Raw genomic sequence first — 13,987 nt, 5'->3', positions numbered from 1 at the left:
TGGTAATATTAAGTTAACATTTTAGGTATTTTTCCGAGTAAGTTATCTTATTTAAAGGTTTACCTGATGCTTATTTGTTTTTAAGCATGACATTTTTATGTTGTATTCAAATGAGAATGAACAATGATAGGCTGTGCTGGATCTTGCAATTTTTCGAGTTTCGTATCCGGTTTCAGAGTACTGTATAACGCAAAATTTATGCAAGCCAATCCAACAATCCCGCCAACTACCGCTATTATATGCATTTTTAGGATATACGATACAATGCTGCCTACCAATAAAACTATTCCAGCACTACCAGCCAGGATTGCTCGTTTTTGCTGTATTGCTTTTGTTGATGGATTGTCTTCTTTGCCTCCAGCATCACTATTAAAACATTTTCGAAAAGGAAAGCTATCAGAAATATTGCGTTCTTGCACAGCATTTTCTATTGAGAAGTTTTGAGCTTTTTTGCTGTTTTCAAATGTCAGGTGAAAATTTTCGTTATCTTCATTGTCTAATAATACTGGATCTAATGGCATTAGTCTTTGTGTTGACATCGCTTTTCTTCAGCATGTTCTATCATTGTTGGATTGAAATTATCTATATCTTCGCCATTTAATAATGACCAGTCTACTGATATTAGTCTTCTTGTTGACACCATTTTTTCTTTAGAAAAAAGAACCTCGGTTTCAGCTTTTTCCTTCTTTTCAAATGTCAGGTGAAAATTTTCGTTGTAAATTATTTTTGCTGTCAGAAGTTTCTGTGTATTATAATTACGCTTCTTCAATTTTTCACTAATACTTTTACCCTCTTCTATCTTTTTTAATAGCTTAAAAAGTTTTTCTGTATCTTGCTTTGTTAACTGGCTATCATCATTTGCCAATTCATAGGTTATATTTTTCCTGTTTTCGATATTTTTGAACTGTGGCATTATATTTCTTCCTCTACAATGGTTACTTGTATATACTTTTTTCATTAATATAGCATTTCTCATAATAGTCCGAATAGGTCATAGGAAGGCAGAATCAACAGCACGACGAAAGGATTCGAATAGAGGAATGTTTTTCCTGGCTCTGTTTTTTATAGCAAACCAATGATGCTCAATTTTGTTAAAATCTGGAGAATAAGGCGGCAGATACAAAATTTCTGCACCGACTCCTTTAGCGAGCTTGATAAGCTTATCAGACTTATGAAAAGTAGCATTATCAAGAATGACAGTTTGTCCAGGTTCTAAGATCGGTGCCAAAAATTGCTCAAACCATCCATTAAAAATATCCATATTACAGTGGCCTTCAAATGTTAATGGAGCAACTATCTTTCTTCTACTTAAGGCTGCAACCATGCTGATTCGTTGAGTTTTTTTTCCAGATTTTAGGGCATAAAATCGCTGTCCTTTCTGGCAATACCCATATGGATAGTCCTCCGTGTTATCAATCCCAGACTCATCTATATACACTAAGTTTTCTGGTTCTTTTGTTGCTATAATTTTTAAGAATTCAGCACGTTTTTCTTCGTTCCTTTCCTTGTATCCATATGTCTTTTTTTGCGCGTAAATCCAATTTTTCTGAGAGCTCGGTGGATCGTTTCGATACTAACGTTGCCCCAAAGTTTAGCCATTTCCGACAGAGTTTTTCTACCGTGTTTTTTAGCAAATTCGATAAACTTATTCCAGTCGATAATTTTCTGATTGTAACCTCCATTACCGAGTTTTTTGACTGAAAGTCGCCTGTTTCTTTTTTTCTTTGCTTCCACTCCCACAAAGTAGTTCGTCCAATTTTAAATCTTGCTGCCACTGCTTCTCTGCTTTCCCCTTCGTCTAGTGCTTCCATTGCTTTTTTTCTTAAATCATAACTATATGCTGCCGGCATCCAACCTCCTTATCGCCATCTATCCTTAATCTTATCATATCCGGACTTCTGTGGAAAGAGCTATACCTCCAGGGTTGCAGCTATACGAGCATTGTGATTTGAGTCTACCAGTACTGGGATGACAGCTAGGAGACAACCGTCATCCCGCTGCTTGTTAGCGGCTGAGATACCGCAGCGGTATGACGGTTCGCGGCGGCATGACGATAAGCTCGTCATACCGCTTTGTTAGCGGCTGAGATACCGCGAATGAATCGCGGTATGACGGTTCGCGGCGGCATAGTAATTCATCATCCCGCTGCTTGTTAGCGGAATCTATGCTGAGATATCGCGGCGGTATGACGTAGGGAAACCTTTCTTGGGTTAGCTATATCAATAGCATTGCTTTAAAAAGAGTGCCCATATTTTCAGTCAACCTTAAGAATTCACTAAAGATCCTATTCTTTTGTTCATCACTTGCGTTTTTCATTAAAGCCTGGGTTCTTTCTTTTATGCCAAAAAGATATAAAAATTCCCTTTGAGTTAAAATCTCACAATCTACATGCTTTAATGAATCTCTTAACGCTTGAAAGTTCACAAGTGCGGTAATATCACTATTACCAACATTCTCAAGAAAATTAGCATACTTATGTTGTTTTATCGATTGCAAAGTGCTCTTATATGCGGGGTATACATAACCGTAATCTACAATCAAAGCAGCTCCTTTATTATTATATATCTTCTTCTCAAGTTTTTTTAATATTTCAACCCCAACTGAACATATTTCCACCACTGCACCATTAAAAAATTTTCCATTTGTCATCTGAGTAGCTGACACTGGAATCCATGATTCTTTTTTTCTGGATTCCAGTGTCACGCACTGGCATGACACCAAGAGACTGCCATCATCTTGTTTTGTCACCATATTTTCATACCACCCCTCATCATGATATACAAACTGATCTATCGGAAGAGCGTCAAAGAACTCATTTGCTAAAAAAATGGTTGGTTGTTCTGGTAGGTTGTCAATATTTTTGTGCCAATTAACATCTAAGCTTTTTAATTTTTCCTTTTGTATCTTCCGTAAAGTAGGGCTTATTTCAACTAAGTGGATCAACATTGAATTAAAAAAGCTGCTGTATTTTTTAGTGACTCTTATTATATCGTGAATGAGTGTTCCTTTGCCTGGCCCAAGTTCAACTAGAGAAAATTTTGATGGCTTTCCTAATTTTTCCCATGTATGCATTATCCAAACTGCAATTACTTCACCAAATAATTGGCTGATCTCAGGTGCGGTAGTAAAATCACCATCCTTACCAAGCGGTAATTTACTTGTATAATAGCCGTATTTTTCATGGTACAAAACGGCATTCATGAAATCACTGATGGATATTGATCCTTGACTTTTGTCAATTAATTCGTGTATATAAGTGAGCATGTTATTAATAAATGTTTAACTATAGCGTGCCATAATATAAAATAGTAGAGTATTTATATATATAGTATAAACTTAAGTTTGTGAGTAATAGTGCTTGAGTTATGGACGACAAAAACACCGATTATGTTGCCCTTATACCTCAAGATGATAGTATTGAATACAAATTTGAAGAAGCTGTCAATTTTATAGAAAACAAGGTTATAAATGCTAATGGGCTAACTTTAGCGGAAGTGTTTCAAGTGCTAGTTCAAATGCTAAATGGTGATCTAGAGTTGGTAAAAAAAGTACTAGCATGTGCTAATATTATGGCAAAGCATGGAATGAAGGTAGCAAAAGAGTCGCAATTAAGCAGAGCTGATGTTCGCCGAGCTTTGGAAGGTAGAGAAAGTGTTGTCAATAGACAAGATTTTATAAAGAAACCACCTCTTCCACCTGCTATAAAATCGACCAAAAAGAAAAGTAGAGGTCTTTAGATGGCTGAATCTATAAAAAAATTTACTGTACAATGTGACTTCAAAGGACAAAGTTCACCTTTTGCAATATACATAGGAAATCCAAAAAGTGATGCTCATCCAATTCATCATCAAGATTCCTGGCTTGTAAAAGAACGTGGAGGAAATATCCCTAATAAAGTAAAAGAAAGTCTGCAAAAATTATATAAATTATCTCAAGAAAATGGAGTCTCTTTCTCAGAGTTATGCGCGTATGCCATTACTGTGGTTAGTAATAATGATAAAAAAAGTGACGACAAGGAGTAAGATAGTTTATAGCTCTTTCCACAGAAGTCCGGATATGATAAGATTAAGGATAGATGGCGATAAGGAGGTTGGATGCCGGCAGCATATAGTTATGATTTAAGAAAAAAAGCAATGGAAGCACTAGACGAAGGGGAAAGCAGAGAAGCAGTGGCAGCAAGATTTAAAATTGGACGAACTACTTTGTGGGAGTGGAAGCAAAGAAAAAAAGAAACAGGCGACTTTCAGTCAAAAAACTCGGTAATGGAGGTTACAATCAGAAAATTATCGACTGGAATAAGTTTATCGAATTTGCTAAAAAACACGGTAGAAAAACTCTGTCGGAAATGGCTAAACTTTGGGGCAACGTTAGTATCGAAACGATCCACCGAGCTCTCAGAAAAATTGGATTTACGCGCAAAAAAAGACATATGGATACAAGGAAAGGAACGAAGAAAAACGTGCTGAATTCTTAAAAATTATAGCAACAAAAGAACCAGAAAACTTAGTGTATATAGATGAGTCTGGGATTGATAACACGGAGGACTATCCATATGGGTATTGCCAGAAAGGACAGCGATTTTATGCCCTAAAATCTGGAAAAAAAACTCAACGAATCAGCATGGTTGCAGCCTTAAGTAGAAGAAAGATAGTTGCTCCATTAACATTTGAAGGCCACTGTAATATGGATATTTTTAATGGATGGTTTGAGCAATTTTTGGCACCGATCTTAGAACCTGGACAAACTGTCATTCTTGATAATGCTACTTTTCATAAGTCTGATAAGCTTATCAAGCTCGCTAAAGGAGTCGGTGCAGAAATTTTGTATCTGCCGCCTTATTCTCCAGATTTTAACAAAATTGAGCATCATTGGTTTGCTATAAAAAACAGAGCCAGGAAAAACATTCCTCTATTCGAATCCTTTCGTCGTGCTGTTGATTCTGCCTTCCTATGACCTATTCGGACTATTATGAGAAATGCTATAATTTCTCAATCAAGCACTACCCATAAAATTTCTCCAACTGCTCACTCCACAGCATCGGTATTTCCCTCAAGTCAGCTAACTTCAATCCTCTTGGTTGCCTTCCATTTACTATGTCTTCCTTAATCTTTGGTGCTAAATAATTCAGCCTTAAAATTTGTTGTATTCGTCTTGTACCTATATTAATTTTGGCACTTAACTCCTTCACACTTCCATATTTTCCCTCTTCTAGTTGCCGTTTCCACAGATGAGCTCTTACCACTGCTTTCAGTAACGCATTGTTTGTTTTTGCTTCTGGCTCTATTACTGTGCATTTCTTTCCTTTCTTTTTTATTGGTATAAATTCCACCTTATCCTCTGAACTCACCTCTATTCCATCCTCTCTCACCATTACTCCTTTTATTAACTTTTTCACTACTTCTTTCTGCTTTCCAAAACTTAAATCTTTCCGCTCTTCTCCCCATTTTTCATATAGCTGCTCCGCTTTCTCTATTACTTCTTTTTCCACTTCTCCAGCTACTATTGTTCGATTCACTGATTCACAATTTTTTCCCCTTAAATGATTATTGCATACGTAGTATCGATACCTTTTATTTTCCTTTTTTGCATACGTCAGCGTCATATTTACATCACAGCTCTTGCACTTAATTATTCCCCTAAGCAAAGCTTCCTCATATTTTGCTTTTTTATATGGTTGATTCCTTATCAATTCCTGCGCTTTTTGCCATTTTTCTTCTTCTATTATCGCCTCATGCTTTCCCTCATACTCTTTCTCATAATGCCGTATTTTTCCCATATATATTGGATTTGTTATTATTCTTCTCACTGTCGCTTTTTTAAAGATATCTGATTTTGTTCTGTAACCTTGACTATTTAGCTCCCTTGCCAATTCTGCCATTGATTTTAGCTCCAAATATCTTTCAAATATGTGCCCTACTATTTTCGCTTCTTTTTCATTTATTATTAATTCTTTATCTTTTACATCATATCCAAGCGGTAAAGTTCCACCCATCCATAACCCCTGCTCCTTTGATGTTGCTATTTTATTTTTTACTCTTTCTACAATCATTTCTCTTTCTAGTTGTGCTGCTCCTGACAATACCGTTTGTACAAATTTTCCCATTGGCGTATTATTATCAAATATTTGTGTTACTGCTACAAAATTTACTCGGTGCCTTCTAAAAAATGACGTTACTTCTATGCTGTCTTTTGTTTCTCTTGATAGCCTATCTAGCGTATATACTACTACACAATCTACTTCTCCTGTTTTTACATCTTCAAATAATTCCTTTATTGCTGGTCTTTCTAAATTTTTCCCTGAATATCCACCATCATCGTACCTTTTTACCAATGCTACCCATCCTTCTCGGCTTTTTATATATTTTTCACACGCTACACGTTGCGCATCAAGACTATTAAATTTTTGTTCTAGACCATCTTCATTTGACTTCCTAGTATATATCGCACATCTTACCTCTTTCAGCATCCTTTCTCCTTATCTCTCATTCCAAATAGAAGCGGCCCATTGTAACTCATTCCCATTATTTTTCCGGCTACTGCTGACAATGACGTGTAAAACTCTTCTCTGTAGATTAAACCCTTATCTGTTACCATTACCGCATGCGTCTCTTCTCCTCTCTCTAATATTAGCTCTGTTCCTGCTACTGGAAGTTTGTCACTACTTATTCTTTTTCCCTTCTCTAGCCGATCTGCCAGATACTCCAGTCTTTTTGCTCCTTTTCTTGACATTTCTCCATACGCTTTTTCCTGCATTCTATAAGCTAATCTTGGTATCAGATATTTCTTTGAGTATCTAGGCGCTTCTTTCCCAAATACCTTCTTCCACGTTTTTCTCAGCTCATCCAAAGGTTTTCTCTCTAAATTCATTACTTTCTTTTCTATTTCTTCCTCCATGTTTTCAGCCTCTCATAAATAACTTTTCAATTTTGTCCGTTTCTTTCTTCAATACTTCAGTTACTTCTTTACTATTTTTCGCATAATCTATTGCCGTCATCCCACATTCATCCTCTTGCTCTATTTCTCCTCCTGCCTCCACTAACTCTTCCACTATTTCTTTTTCACCTACCATACATCCTAGATGCAGCGGTGTGCATTTATTTTCATATTCTTCCGCATTTACGTCTGCTCCTGATTTTATCAATTCTCTCACGATTTCTAGACGTTTCTCCGTTACCGCTAGGTGCAGTGCTGTATATCCTCCTACATCTGTTGCATTTACATTCACTCCTTTTTCAACTAATACCCTCACTGTTTTTGCGTTTATTGCATAATGCAGAGCTGTTCTTCCATTCTCGTCTCTTTCATAAATATTTTTAAACGAGTTCTCTAATAGTGACTCCTCTTTTTTACCGAGCTTTACCATAACTTACCTCCACCTTTCTTTAAAATTAAGTCCCTTTTTTAAGCCTTTCTTACTACTACATTTTCTGCCTCATCTATCATTTCATTCACTTGGCTGATTATCTTGCTTGCTAAATTTTGACATTCTTTCTTTATTAGCGATTTGTCTCTCTTCCTTATTTCTCCTATCTCTATTATTTTTAGCTCCGGCATGTAGCTTCCATTCAACATGTCTGCTATTTCTCCCACTAGCCCCTCTATTCCATAGCACGTCAGTTCTCTACTTTTTGTTATTCCTCCTTTTTCTCTCAGAAATTTACTCGCCTTTTCACTCTCTTTGCTATCACATAGACGATACTTTTCACTTTCCCAGATGTAATACATTGGCGTTGCGCCGTACTTATTCAGTTGATTAACTTCAGCTCCAGCCTTTACCAGCTCTTTTATTATTTCAACTCCTGCTCCTCCTATTTTGCACGCAGAGTGCAGTGGCGTACATCCAGTGACATATTGAGTGGCATTTACTTCTGCTCCCGATCTTAGCAGCACTTTTATATTTTCTAAGCTTTTCGCAAATACTGCACAGTGTAGTGGTGTATAACCATTTTTATCTCTTGCATTGATCTCTGCTCCTTTATTTATTAATAACCTTACTGTTTTGTAATCAGAGATTTCTACTGCTTGGTGTAATATCGTTTCTCCTTCTTCATTTCTTTTATTAATATCTTTAAATCCGTTACTTGATACTTCTTTAAAAAACTTACTCTTGCTAAAACTCATTTCATACCTCACAAAATTAGCTTTTCTAGCGCCAGATAAATTTCTTATGTTTACCTGCTGCTATTCAAGTCATGTCCTTTTTAGCATGAGAAAGCAAGTCTTTTTCTTTTTATTTCATACACTTTTACCTATTATTAATATAATATATGAGTATCTAAATATAAGTACTTAACTTATTAGAGATATTATTCAACTATCTTTCCAACTTCTGTGCAAATGTCGATGTTCATGCCACTTCAGTACTCCCGGGTAAAATACTAAAATGTGCTTTTCTAATTCGTGTATTGAGTCTTTTTGCTCTGAATCCAAATCATTTTTATAGTAAACGTTGTGTTCTGCTAAAACATATTTTCTGACCTTCTGATCTGTATAATTTTCTACTTTATAGTTGTGAGTAACGCTAAACCTTTCTAAAATTGGTTTGTGTTTTAAATTCCAACGTTGCCATGAAAGTTTATCGTTTCCCAATACAAATTTATTTCCTTCTTCTTCTATGCTACCAACCGGAAAGCACGCATTTGTTTCTCCTAAGTTCCAACTGTCCGATAATACTATCTGCGCTTTAGCAAATTTAATCGATGGTAATAAGCTTTGAGTTAGAGGATACAGGGCTTTTAAGTTATACCACTGATGACTTCTTTCATAGACGCCTTTGTAATCTTTTGTATGAGGCTCTGTTTCTCCAAGTACTGCTACATCTAATCGATATATGTCATTACTAAATGTTTGTTCATAATGGTTGCGTAGATATAGCTCTTTTTACAATAATCCGAACAGACCGTAATATGCTACTGGCCTGCTATAGCCATAAACACATATCTTATCGCATTCGGACTATTATAAGAAAGGCTATAAGATGTATGGTCCCAGAGAGTGATGGTATACTATCATCATCATTTAAGGAGTCATTATGGGACAGATATTACATGGGTGCGCCAAAACAACACAGACGATTCGTAGAGCAATACAAAATAGAAAAGAGAGCATAGCAAAACTCTCCAAGCATTATAACCTTAATCCAAAAACTATTATTAAGTGGAGAAAACGTTCATTTACGAAAGATGCTGATATGGGTCGAAAGCATCCAAGATCAACTGTTTTAACGCTAGAAGAGGAAGCTATAATAGTTACATTTCGCAAGTATACACTACTGCCACTAGATGATTGCCTTTACGCTCTGCAGTCTACAATTCCGCATTTGACTCGCTCTAGCTTGCATCGTTGTTTACAAAGACACAACATTAGCAGATTACCAACTGTTGATGGAGAAGTTAAGTCAAAAAAGAAATTCAAACAATATCCTATCGGTTACTTTCATATTGATATTGCTGAAGTTATAGCATTTCTCATAATAGTCCGAATAGGTCATAGGAAGGCAGAATCAACAGCACGACGAAAGGATTCGAATAGAGGAATGTTTTTCCTGGCTCTGTTTTTTATAGCAAACCAATGATGCTCAATTTTGTTAAAATCTGGAGAATAAGGCGGCAGATACAAAATTTCTGCACCGACTCCTTTAGCGAGCTTGATAAGCTTATCAGACTTATGAAAAGTAGCATTATCAAGAATGACAGTTTGTCCAGGTTCTAAGATCGGTGCCAAAAATTGCTCAAACCATCCATTAAAAATATCCATATTACAGTGGCCTTCAAATGTTAATGGAGCAACTATCTTTCTTCTACTTAAGGCTGCAACCATGCTGATTCGTTGAGTTTTTTTTCCAGATTTTAGGGCATAAAATCGCTGTCCTTTCTGGCAATACCCATATGGATAGTCCTCCGTGTTATCAATCCCAGACTCATCTATATACACTAAGTTTTCTGGTTCTTTTGTTGCTATAATTTTTAAGAATTCAGCACGTTTTTCTTCGTTCCTTTCCTTGTATCCATATGTCTTTTTTTGCGCGTAAATCCAATTTTTCTGAGAGCTCGGTGGATCGTTTGGATACTAACGTTGCCCCAAAGTTTAGCCATTTCCGACAGAGTTTTTCTACCGTGTTTTTTAGCAAATTCGATAAACTTATTCCAGTCGATAATTTTCTGATTGTAACCTCCATTACCGAGTTTTTTTGACTGAAAGTCGCCTGTTTCTTTTTTTCTTTGCTGCCACTCCCACAAAGTAGTTCGTCCAATTTTAAATCTTGCTGCCACTGCTTCTCTGCTTTCCCCTTCGTCTAGTGCTTCCATTGCTTTTTTTCTTAAATCATAACTATATGCTGCCGGCATCCAACCTCCTTATCGCCATCTATCCTTAATCTTATCATATCCGGACTTCTGTGGAAAGAGCTATAGAACTGAGGAGGGCAAATTACATTTGTTTGTTGCTATTGATAGGACATCCAAATTTACCTATGTTGAGTTGTGTAACAGTGCTACAAAACCCATAGCTGCTGAGTTCTTACGTAATTTGATTAGAATTTTACCGTATAAAATCCATACTATTTTGACAGATAACGGTATACAATTTACAAACCAGAAGCGTCATAAGTATGCTTTCCAACATATATTTGATAGAGTTTGCGAAGAGAATGTTATTGAACATCGTTTGACAAAAGTTAGCCATCCTTGGACGAATGGGCAAGTCGAGCGTATGAATAAAACTTTAAAGGATGCTACAGTTAAGAAGTATTACTATCAATCGCACCAGCAACTTAAAGAACACCTTTATAACTTTGTTATGGCTTATAATTATGCAAAGAGACTCAAAACTCTTAAGGGTCTTACTCCTTATGAATTTATATGTTATCAGTGGACACAGTCTCCAGAATTATTTATACTAAATCCACACCATCACACTCTGGGACCATACATCTAATTGCCAATGCAAGACTTAAAGAAGCAATTAATATGAAATAAAAAAAAATCTGCATAGAAAATAGGTTAACGGATATGTGCGTCTACACACATTTAAAGCACATATTCGTTAACCATAAAATCTAAGCAGTGGTTGCTGTTTGATATAAATTTCTTTCTGTATAAACTAGGATCTTTGTTACCAAAATACATTTTTCAATTGAATAAAAATACAAAATTATCAACAAATGAGACTAAATTCAAAAAATTTTAAAAAACATAGTTGATGGCAAGAAGGAGCAGCGCTTCGGAATGATATGAGGTCAGGATTTACGTTCTGCGGAATCACATTTGAGGAATATAGAGGGCAAGCAACTGATCCTGAAGGAAACGTAAGAAGATTTATTGAGAAAGATACAGGGCAATGTTTTCCAGTAGGAACAGCAAGCACATTTACGACATACTTTGCACCAGCAGACTTTAATGAAACAGTAAATACTCTTGGACAGCCACTATATGCAAAACAAGAGCCAAGAAGATTTGATAGAGGGACTGATTTACATACTCAGTCAAATCCTCTGCCAATGTGCCATCGTCCAGGAATATTAGTAAAAGTCGCTATAGCATAACATACTGGTAGAGTAACCACAAGTTGGTGAGGTACAAGAGGAATCTACTAGTATATACCTTATTAGCATACTTATGAAAGAATGCAAGAGAATATTAAGCGACTATTGGAAGATTGTTTTGAGCATTTAGGAGTGGAAGCCACATATTGTAATAAAAATAAGGAGGCTATTCGAAAAATAAAAGCGCTAATTAAACGTCCTGACACTACGTACTCTTTAGGTGCAGATGGAGCATTAACTCAGCAAATTGCCTCAATAGAGATACGCAGTGAGGACGTTACTTCCTTTAGCATAGGTAATTATATCAAGATTGAAAAAAGGTTCTACAAGATTTTTGAACCACCATTGAAAGATTCTTCAGGTAAAATATGGAAAATTGAGGCAATAGAAAGTGTTTAATATTAAAACTGGTAACAATATTAATGAAATAATCTCCAATATTGACGGAAAAGAGCAGAAAGTAAAACTGGCAGCTATAAAAGCGCTGAACAAAACAGCACTATGGTTAAAAGCAAAAGCAGCTAAGGAAATTAGTGAGGAAAAGAAGATAAAATTAACGGTAATGAGAAAAAGGTTGCGAATCTTTAAGGCAAGAACAAGTAGATTGGAGGTTTTAATAAGAGCAAACTTGTATGACATCAAAGCTTCATCAATGGGTAAAATGAGACAAACAAAAAGAGGTACAAAAATAGGAAAAAATGAGTTTATAGGAGCATTTATGGCAACGATGCCAAGAGGTTATAAAGGAGCTTTTAAACGTGAAGGAAGAGCAGCATTGCCAATAAAGGAAGTAAAACTACCATTGGAACCAGAAGCATCAAAAGTAATAAGAGATCTTGTCAATTATGAGGTTGAGGAAGTGTTTAAAAAGTTCTTTGAACGTGAATTGAGCTACAGAGTATGAATTGGAAGGATTTACATAACGCAATTTGTACTACATTAAAGGAAGAAATATCAGCAATGCAAACTTGTGAGGTTTATCCAACGATAAGAAGGGAAATAGTAGCGCCAGCGGTGTTTGTAGAGCTTGTGAGTTTAGAGCCAGGAAAAGATCCGGGTACTGAGGAATTAGCGCTAAGAGGAAGATTTGAAGCGAGAATTGTAGTTGATGGAACAGTCGAGGATTCCTCGTTAGTTGTAAGGTCATTAGCAGCAGAAGTAGCAAGAGTAGTAAATAAAAATACTTGGAACGTAAAAAATATTTCTTCTGCTGAATTTCTCTCTGCAGAGCCTGATGGATTTAGACCCGAATTAGATGCATATTTGGTGTGGATGGTTGATTGGAGTCATCAGCTTCATTTAGGTAAATCAGTATGGGAAGAGGGGAAAATTAAACCACATACAATAAACGTAGGAAATATAAATGTTGGATCATAGTTTTGCGATTTCAGAGCTAAATAGAAAAGTAGCGAATATCATTCGTATAGGAGTTGTAAAAGAAGTAGATTATGAAAAAGCAAAAGTAAGAGTAAAAATAGGTGAACTTTTAACAGATTTTCTTCCATGGATAACTTCTAGAGCAGGAGAGGAAAGAAGCTGGCTACCACCAAGCATAAATGAACAGGTAGTAATATTGTCACCATTGGGAGAGTTATCATTAGGAGTAGTACTAGCTGGAATATATCAACAGAAGTATGCTGCATCAGAGAATAAAAAGGAAATAAATAGTGTAAAATTTCAGGATGGGACAAAGTTTACATATGATAAAGGGAAGCATCATTTAGAGATTGAAGTAGTGGACAAAATAACACTGAAGGCTGGGGAATCGAGTATAGAAATGACAAAAGATAGTATTAAATTAAAAGCAAGAAGAGTAGATTTAAATTGATATATATGAGTAAAGCAGTTGTTTGCATAGGAGATCATTGTACAGGTATGCCGATTCATGTCTGTGTGAGCGGGAGTGAAGATGTATTTGTTAATGGTAGACCTGCTTGTCGTAAGGGTGATATCTTGAGTATTGGGGAAACACTAACGCAAGGATCAAACAACGTATTTGTAAATGGTATTGGTGTAGCGAGAACAGGTGATGTGGCATCCTGTAGTTTTCAAATAGTAAGTAAAAATCAAAGTGTGTTTTCAAAATAAAAAAATTAAAGTAGTCGAAAAATGAGAGGAATGGATGCTAAAACAGGAAAGGAATTAGAAGGCTTAGAGCACTTAAAGCAATCAATTATTGATATATTAACTACTCCTATTAATAGCAGAATAATGCGGAGAAATTATGGGTCGAGGTTGTTCGAATTAGTTGACAAGCCAATCAATCGCGATTTTACGCTAGAAATTTACGCAGCAACAGCAGAAGCTTTGGAAAAATGGGAAAAGAGATTTAAGTTAGAAAAAGTAAAAATAACAGAAGTGAAAGAAGGAAAAGTAACGCTTGACCTAGAAGGATTGTACTTACCAATGGGGGAAAAGATTCGCTTTGACGTGGTTGTGGTATAA

17 protein-coding genes and 6 pseudogenes are annotated in these 13,987 nt (G+C 35.9%); 13 read left to right on the top strand and 10 right to left on the bottom strand.

From position 1 onward, the window contains the following. Positions 1-95: 95 nt before the first annotated feature. The 4 genes and pseudogenes from ABWU67_RS00865 to ABWU67_RS00850 form a co-directional block, all read right to left on the bottom strand. Positions 96-521, bottom strand: coding sequence for a hypothetical protein (locus ABWU67_RS00865; protein ID WP_341821704.1), 426 nt, complete (start codon positions 519-521; stop codon positions 96-98). Then, positions 521-976, bottom strand: coding sequence for a hypothetical protein (locus ABWU67_RS00860; RefSeq protein ID WP_353282045.1), 456 nt, complete (start codon positions 974-976; stop codon positions 521-523). The genes ABWU67_RS00865 and ABWU67_RS00860 overlap by 1 nt, the downstream gene beginning before the upstream one ends. Positions 977-991: 15 nt before the next feature. Further along, a pseudogene (locus ABWU67_RS00855) lies at positions 992-1,850 on the bottom strand (IS630 family transposase). 364 nt (positions 1,851-2,214) lie between these two features. Further along, the gene (locus tag ABWU67_RS00850; RefSeq protein WP_264329519.1) at positions 2,215-3,264 is read right to left on the bottom strand and encodes a class I SAM-dependent methyltransferase; all 1,050 of its coding nucleotides are present in this window, start codon (positions 3,262-3,264) and stop codon (positions 2,215-2,217) included. Positions 3,265-3,365: 101 nt separating this feature from the next. Here ABWU67_RS00850 and ABWU67_RS00845 point away from each other — a divergent pair, with 101 nt between their 5' ends. The 3 genes and pseudogenes from ABWU67_RS00845 to ABWU67_RS00835 all read left to right on the top strand — a co-directional run bounded on the left by ABWU67_RS00845 (position 3,366) and on the right by ABWU67_RS00835 (position 4,953). Further along, positions 3,366-3,737, top strand: coding sequence for a hypothetical protein (locus tag ABWU67_RS00845; RefSeq protein ID WP_353281786.1), 372 nt, complete (start codon positions 3,366-3,368; stop codon positions 3,735-3,737). Then, positions 3,738-4,022 carry a DUF2610 domain-containing protein gene (locus ABWU67_RS00840; RefSeq protein ID WP_010962783.1) on the top strand — a complete coding sequence of 95 codons (285 nt, stop codon included), beginning with the start codon at positions 3,738-3,740 and terminating at the stop codon, positions 4,020-4,022. A gap of 72 nt (positions 4,023-4,094) precedes the next feature. Further along, positions 4,095-4,953: pseudogene (locus tag ABWU67_RS00835) on the top strand (IS630 family transposase). Positions 4,954-4,999: 46 nt separating this feature from the next. Here ABWU67_RS00835 and ABWU67_RS00830 read toward each other — a convergent pair. The 5 genes and pseudogenes from ABWU67_RS00830 to ABWU67_RS00810 all read right to left on the bottom strand — a co-directional run. Further along, positions 5,000-6,466 (bottom strand): recombinase family protein, encoded by a 1,467-nt coding sequence (locus ABWU67_RS00830; protein WP_353282044.1) that lies wholly within the window; start codon positions 6,464-6,466, stop codon positions 5,000-5,002. Beyond that, positions 6,460-6,894 carry a DUF2924 domain-containing protein gene (locus ABWU67_RS00825; protein ID WP_265023345.1) on the bottom strand — a complete coding sequence of 145 codons (435 nt, stop codon included), beginning with the start codon at positions 6,892-6,894 and terminating at the stop codon, positions 6,460-6,462. Before ABWU67_RS00825 ends, ABWU67_RS00830 begins: the two co-directional genes overlap by 7 nt. 4 nt (positions 6,895-6,898) lie before the next feature. Continuing rightward, on the bottom strand, positions 6,899-7,363 hold the full coding sequence (locus ABWU67_RS00820) for an ankyrin repeat domain-containing protein (protein WP_265023346.1): 465 nt from the start codon (positions 7,361-7,363) through the stop codon (positions 6,899-6,901). Between the two features lie 38 nt (positions 7,364-7,401). Further along, positions 7,402-8,121 (bottom strand): ankyrin repeat domain-containing protein, encoded by a 720-nt coding sequence (locus ABWU67_RS00815; protein WP_265023347.1) that lies wholly within the window; start codon positions 8,119-8,121, stop codon positions 7,402-7,404. A gap of 189 nt (positions 8,122-8,310) precedes the next feature. Next, a pseudogene (locus ABWU67_RS00810) lies at positions 8,311-8,877 on the bottom strand (phage tail protein); the annotation flags it as partial. A 29-nt stretch (positions 8,878-8,906) separates the two neighbouring features. Here ABWU67_RS00810 and ABWU67_RS00805 point away from each other — a divergent pair. Together ABWU67_RS00805 and ABWU67_RS00800 are read left to right on the top strand one after the other, a co-directional pair. Next, the gene (locus ABWU67_RS00805; RefSeq protein WP_341821850.1) at positions 8,907-9,110 is read left to right on the top strand and encodes a hypothetical protein; all 204 of its coding nucleotides are present in this window, start codon (positions 8,907-8,909) and stop codon (positions 9,108-9,110) included. Beyond that, a pseudogene (locus ABWU67_RS00800) lies at positions 9,032-9,457 on the top strand (IS481 family transposase); the annotation flags it as partial. The gene ABWU67_RS00805 and the pseudogene ABWU67_RS00800, both read left to right, overlap by 79 nt. Before the next feature lie 29 nt (positions 9,458-9,486). Here the strand turns inward: ABWU67_RS00800 and ABWU67_RS00795 are convergent. After that, positions 9,487-10,346, bottom strand: a protein-coding gene (locus ABWU67_RS00795; RefSeq protein WP_156518142.1) for an IS630 family transposase whose coding sequence is annotated in 2 segments (ribosomal slippage) — positions 9,487-10,022 and positions 10,022-10,346 — 861 coding nt in all. Because the reading frame shifts where the segments join, the coding sequence is not laid out codon by codon here. A gap of 64 nt (positions 10,347-10,410) precedes the next feature. On the opposite strand from ABWU67_RS00795, the pseudogene ABWU67_RS00790 reads away from it, so the two are divergent. From ABWU67_RS00790 to ABWU67_RS00755, 8 genes and pseudogenes are all read left to right on the top strand, one after another. Continuing rightward, positions 10,411-10,935: pseudogene (locus ABWU67_RS00790) on the top strand (integrase core domain-containing protein); the annotation flags it as partial. A gap of 265 nt (positions 10,936-11,200) precedes the next feature. Beyond that, positions 11,201-11,542: pseudogene (locus ABWU67_RS00785) on the top strand (major capsid protein); the annotation flags it as partial. An 81-nt stretch (positions 11,543-11,623) separates the two neighbouring features. Further along, positions 11,624-11,941: a hypothetical protein gene (locus ABWU67_RS00780; RefSeq protein ID WP_353282043.1), complete on the top strand. Its 318-nt coding sequence runs from the start codon at positions 11,624-11,626 to the stop codon at positions 11,939-11,941. Then, the gene (locus ABWU67_RS00775; protein ID WP_316658878.1) at positions 11,934-12,446 is read left to right on the top strand and encodes a phage tail protein; all 513 of its coding nucleotides are present in this window, start codon (positions 11,934-11,936) and stop codon (positions 12,444-12,446) included. The genes ABWU67_RS00780 and ABWU67_RS00775 overlap by 8 nt, the downstream gene beginning before the upstream one ends. Continuing rightward, the gene (locus ABWU67_RS00770; protein ID WP_353282042.1) at positions 12,443-12,919 is read left to right on the top strand and encodes a hypothetical protein; all 477 of its coding nucleotides are present in this window, start codon (positions 12,443-12,445) and stop codon (positions 12,917-12,919) included. The genes ABWU67_RS00775 and ABWU67_RS00770 overlap by 4 nt, the downstream gene beginning before the upstream one ends. Next, on the top strand, positions 12,906-13,370 hold the full coding sequence (locus ABWU67_RS00765) for a phage baseplate assembly protein V (protein WP_341821723.1): 465 nt from the start codon (positions 12,906-12,908) through the stop codon (positions 13,368-13,370). Before ABWU67_RS00770 ends, ABWU67_RS00765 begins: the two co-directional genes overlap by 14 nt. A gap of 5 nt (positions 13,371-13,375) precedes the next feature. Continuing rightward, positions 13,376-13,630 carry a PAAR domain-containing protein gene (locus ABWU67_RS00760; RefSeq protein WP_065095513.1) on the top strand — a complete coding sequence of 85 codons (255 nt, stop codon included), beginning with the start codon at positions 13,376-13,378 and terminating at the stop codon, positions 13,628-13,630. A gap of 21 nt (positions 13,631-13,651) precedes the next feature. Next, positions 13,652-13,987 carry a GPW/gp25 family protein gene (locus tag ABWU67_RS00755; RefSeq protein WP_182282601.1) on the top strand — a complete coding sequence of 112 codons (336 nt, stop codon included), beginning with the start codon at positions 13,652-13,654 and terminating at the stop codon, positions 13,985-13,987.

The organism is Wolbachia endosymbiont (group A) of Aleiodes leptofemur, assembly GCF_964028465.1.
Taxonomy (GTDB): domain Bacteria; phylum Pseudomonadota; class Alphaproteobacteria; order Rickettsiales; family Anaplasmataceae; genus Wolbachia; species Wolbachia pipientis.
Note: the sequence above shows the minus strand (reverse complement) of the source record. Positions and strands in the feature narration are given on the sequence as shown.

Excerpts from the sequence above, each read along its gene's own strand:
- ABWU67_RS00865 (WP_341821704.1), bottom strand. The coding sequence starts at position 521 with ATGCCATTAGATCCAGTATTATTAGACAATGAAGATAACGAAAATTTT.
- ABWU67_RS00860 (WP_353282045.1), bottom strand. The coding sequence starts at position 976 with ATGAGAAATGCTATATTAATGAAAAAAGTATATACAAGTAACCATTGT.
- ABWU67_RS00850 (WP_264329519.1), bottom strand. The coding sequence starts at position 3,264 with ATGCTCACTTATATACACGAATTAATTGACAAAAGTCAAGGATCAATA.
- ABWU67_RS00845 (WP_353281786.1), top strand. The coding sequence starts at position 3,366 with ATGGACGACAAAAACACCGATTATGTTGCCCTTATACCTCAAGATGAT.
- ABWU67_RS00840 (WP_010962783.1), top strand. The coding sequence starts at position 3,738 with ATGGCTGAATCTATAAAAAAATTTACTGTACAATGTGACTTCAAAGGA.
- ABWU67_RS00830 (WP_353282044.1), bottom strand. The coding sequence starts at position 6,466 with ATGCTGAAAGAGGTAAGATGTGCGATATATACTAGGAAGTCAAATGAA.
- ABWU67_RS00825 (WP_265023345.1), bottom strand. The coding sequence starts at position 6,894 with ATGGAGGAAGAAATAGAAAAGAAAGTAATGAATTTAGAGAGAAAACCT.
- ABWU67_RS00820 (WP_265023346.1), bottom strand. The coding sequence starts at position 7,363 with ATGGTAAAGCTCGGTAAAAAAGAGGAGTCACTATTAGAGAACTCGTTT.
- ABWU67_RS00815 (WP_265023347.1), bottom strand. The coding sequence starts at position 8,121 with ATGAGTTTTAGCAAGAGTAAGTTTTTTAAAGAAGTATCAAGTAACGGA.
- ABWU67_RS00805 (WP_341821850.1), top strand. The coding sequence starts at position 8,907 with ATGCTACTGGCCTGCTATAGCCATAAACACATATCTTATCGCATTCGG.
- ABWU67_RS00780 (WP_353282043.1), top strand. The coding sequence starts at position 11,624 with ATGCAAGAGAATATTAAGCGACTATTGGAAGATTGTTTTGAGCATTTA.
- ABWU67_RS00770 (WP_353282042.1), top strand. The coding sequence starts at position 12,443 with ATGAATTGGAAGGATTTACATAACGCAATTTGTACTACATTAAAGGAA.
- ABWU67_RS00765 (WP_341821723.1), top strand. The coding sequence starts at position 12,906 with ATGTTGGATCATAGTTTTGCGATTTCAGAGCTAAATAGAAAAGTAGCG.
- ABWU67_RS00760 (WP_065095513.1), top strand. The coding sequence starts at position 13,376 with ATGAGTAAAGCAGTTGTTTGCATAGGAGATCATTGTACAGGTATGCCG.
- ABWU67_RS00755 (WP_182282601.1), top strand. The coding sequence starts at position 13,652 with ATGAGAGGAATGGATGCTAAAACAGGAAAGGAATTAGAAGGCTTAGAG.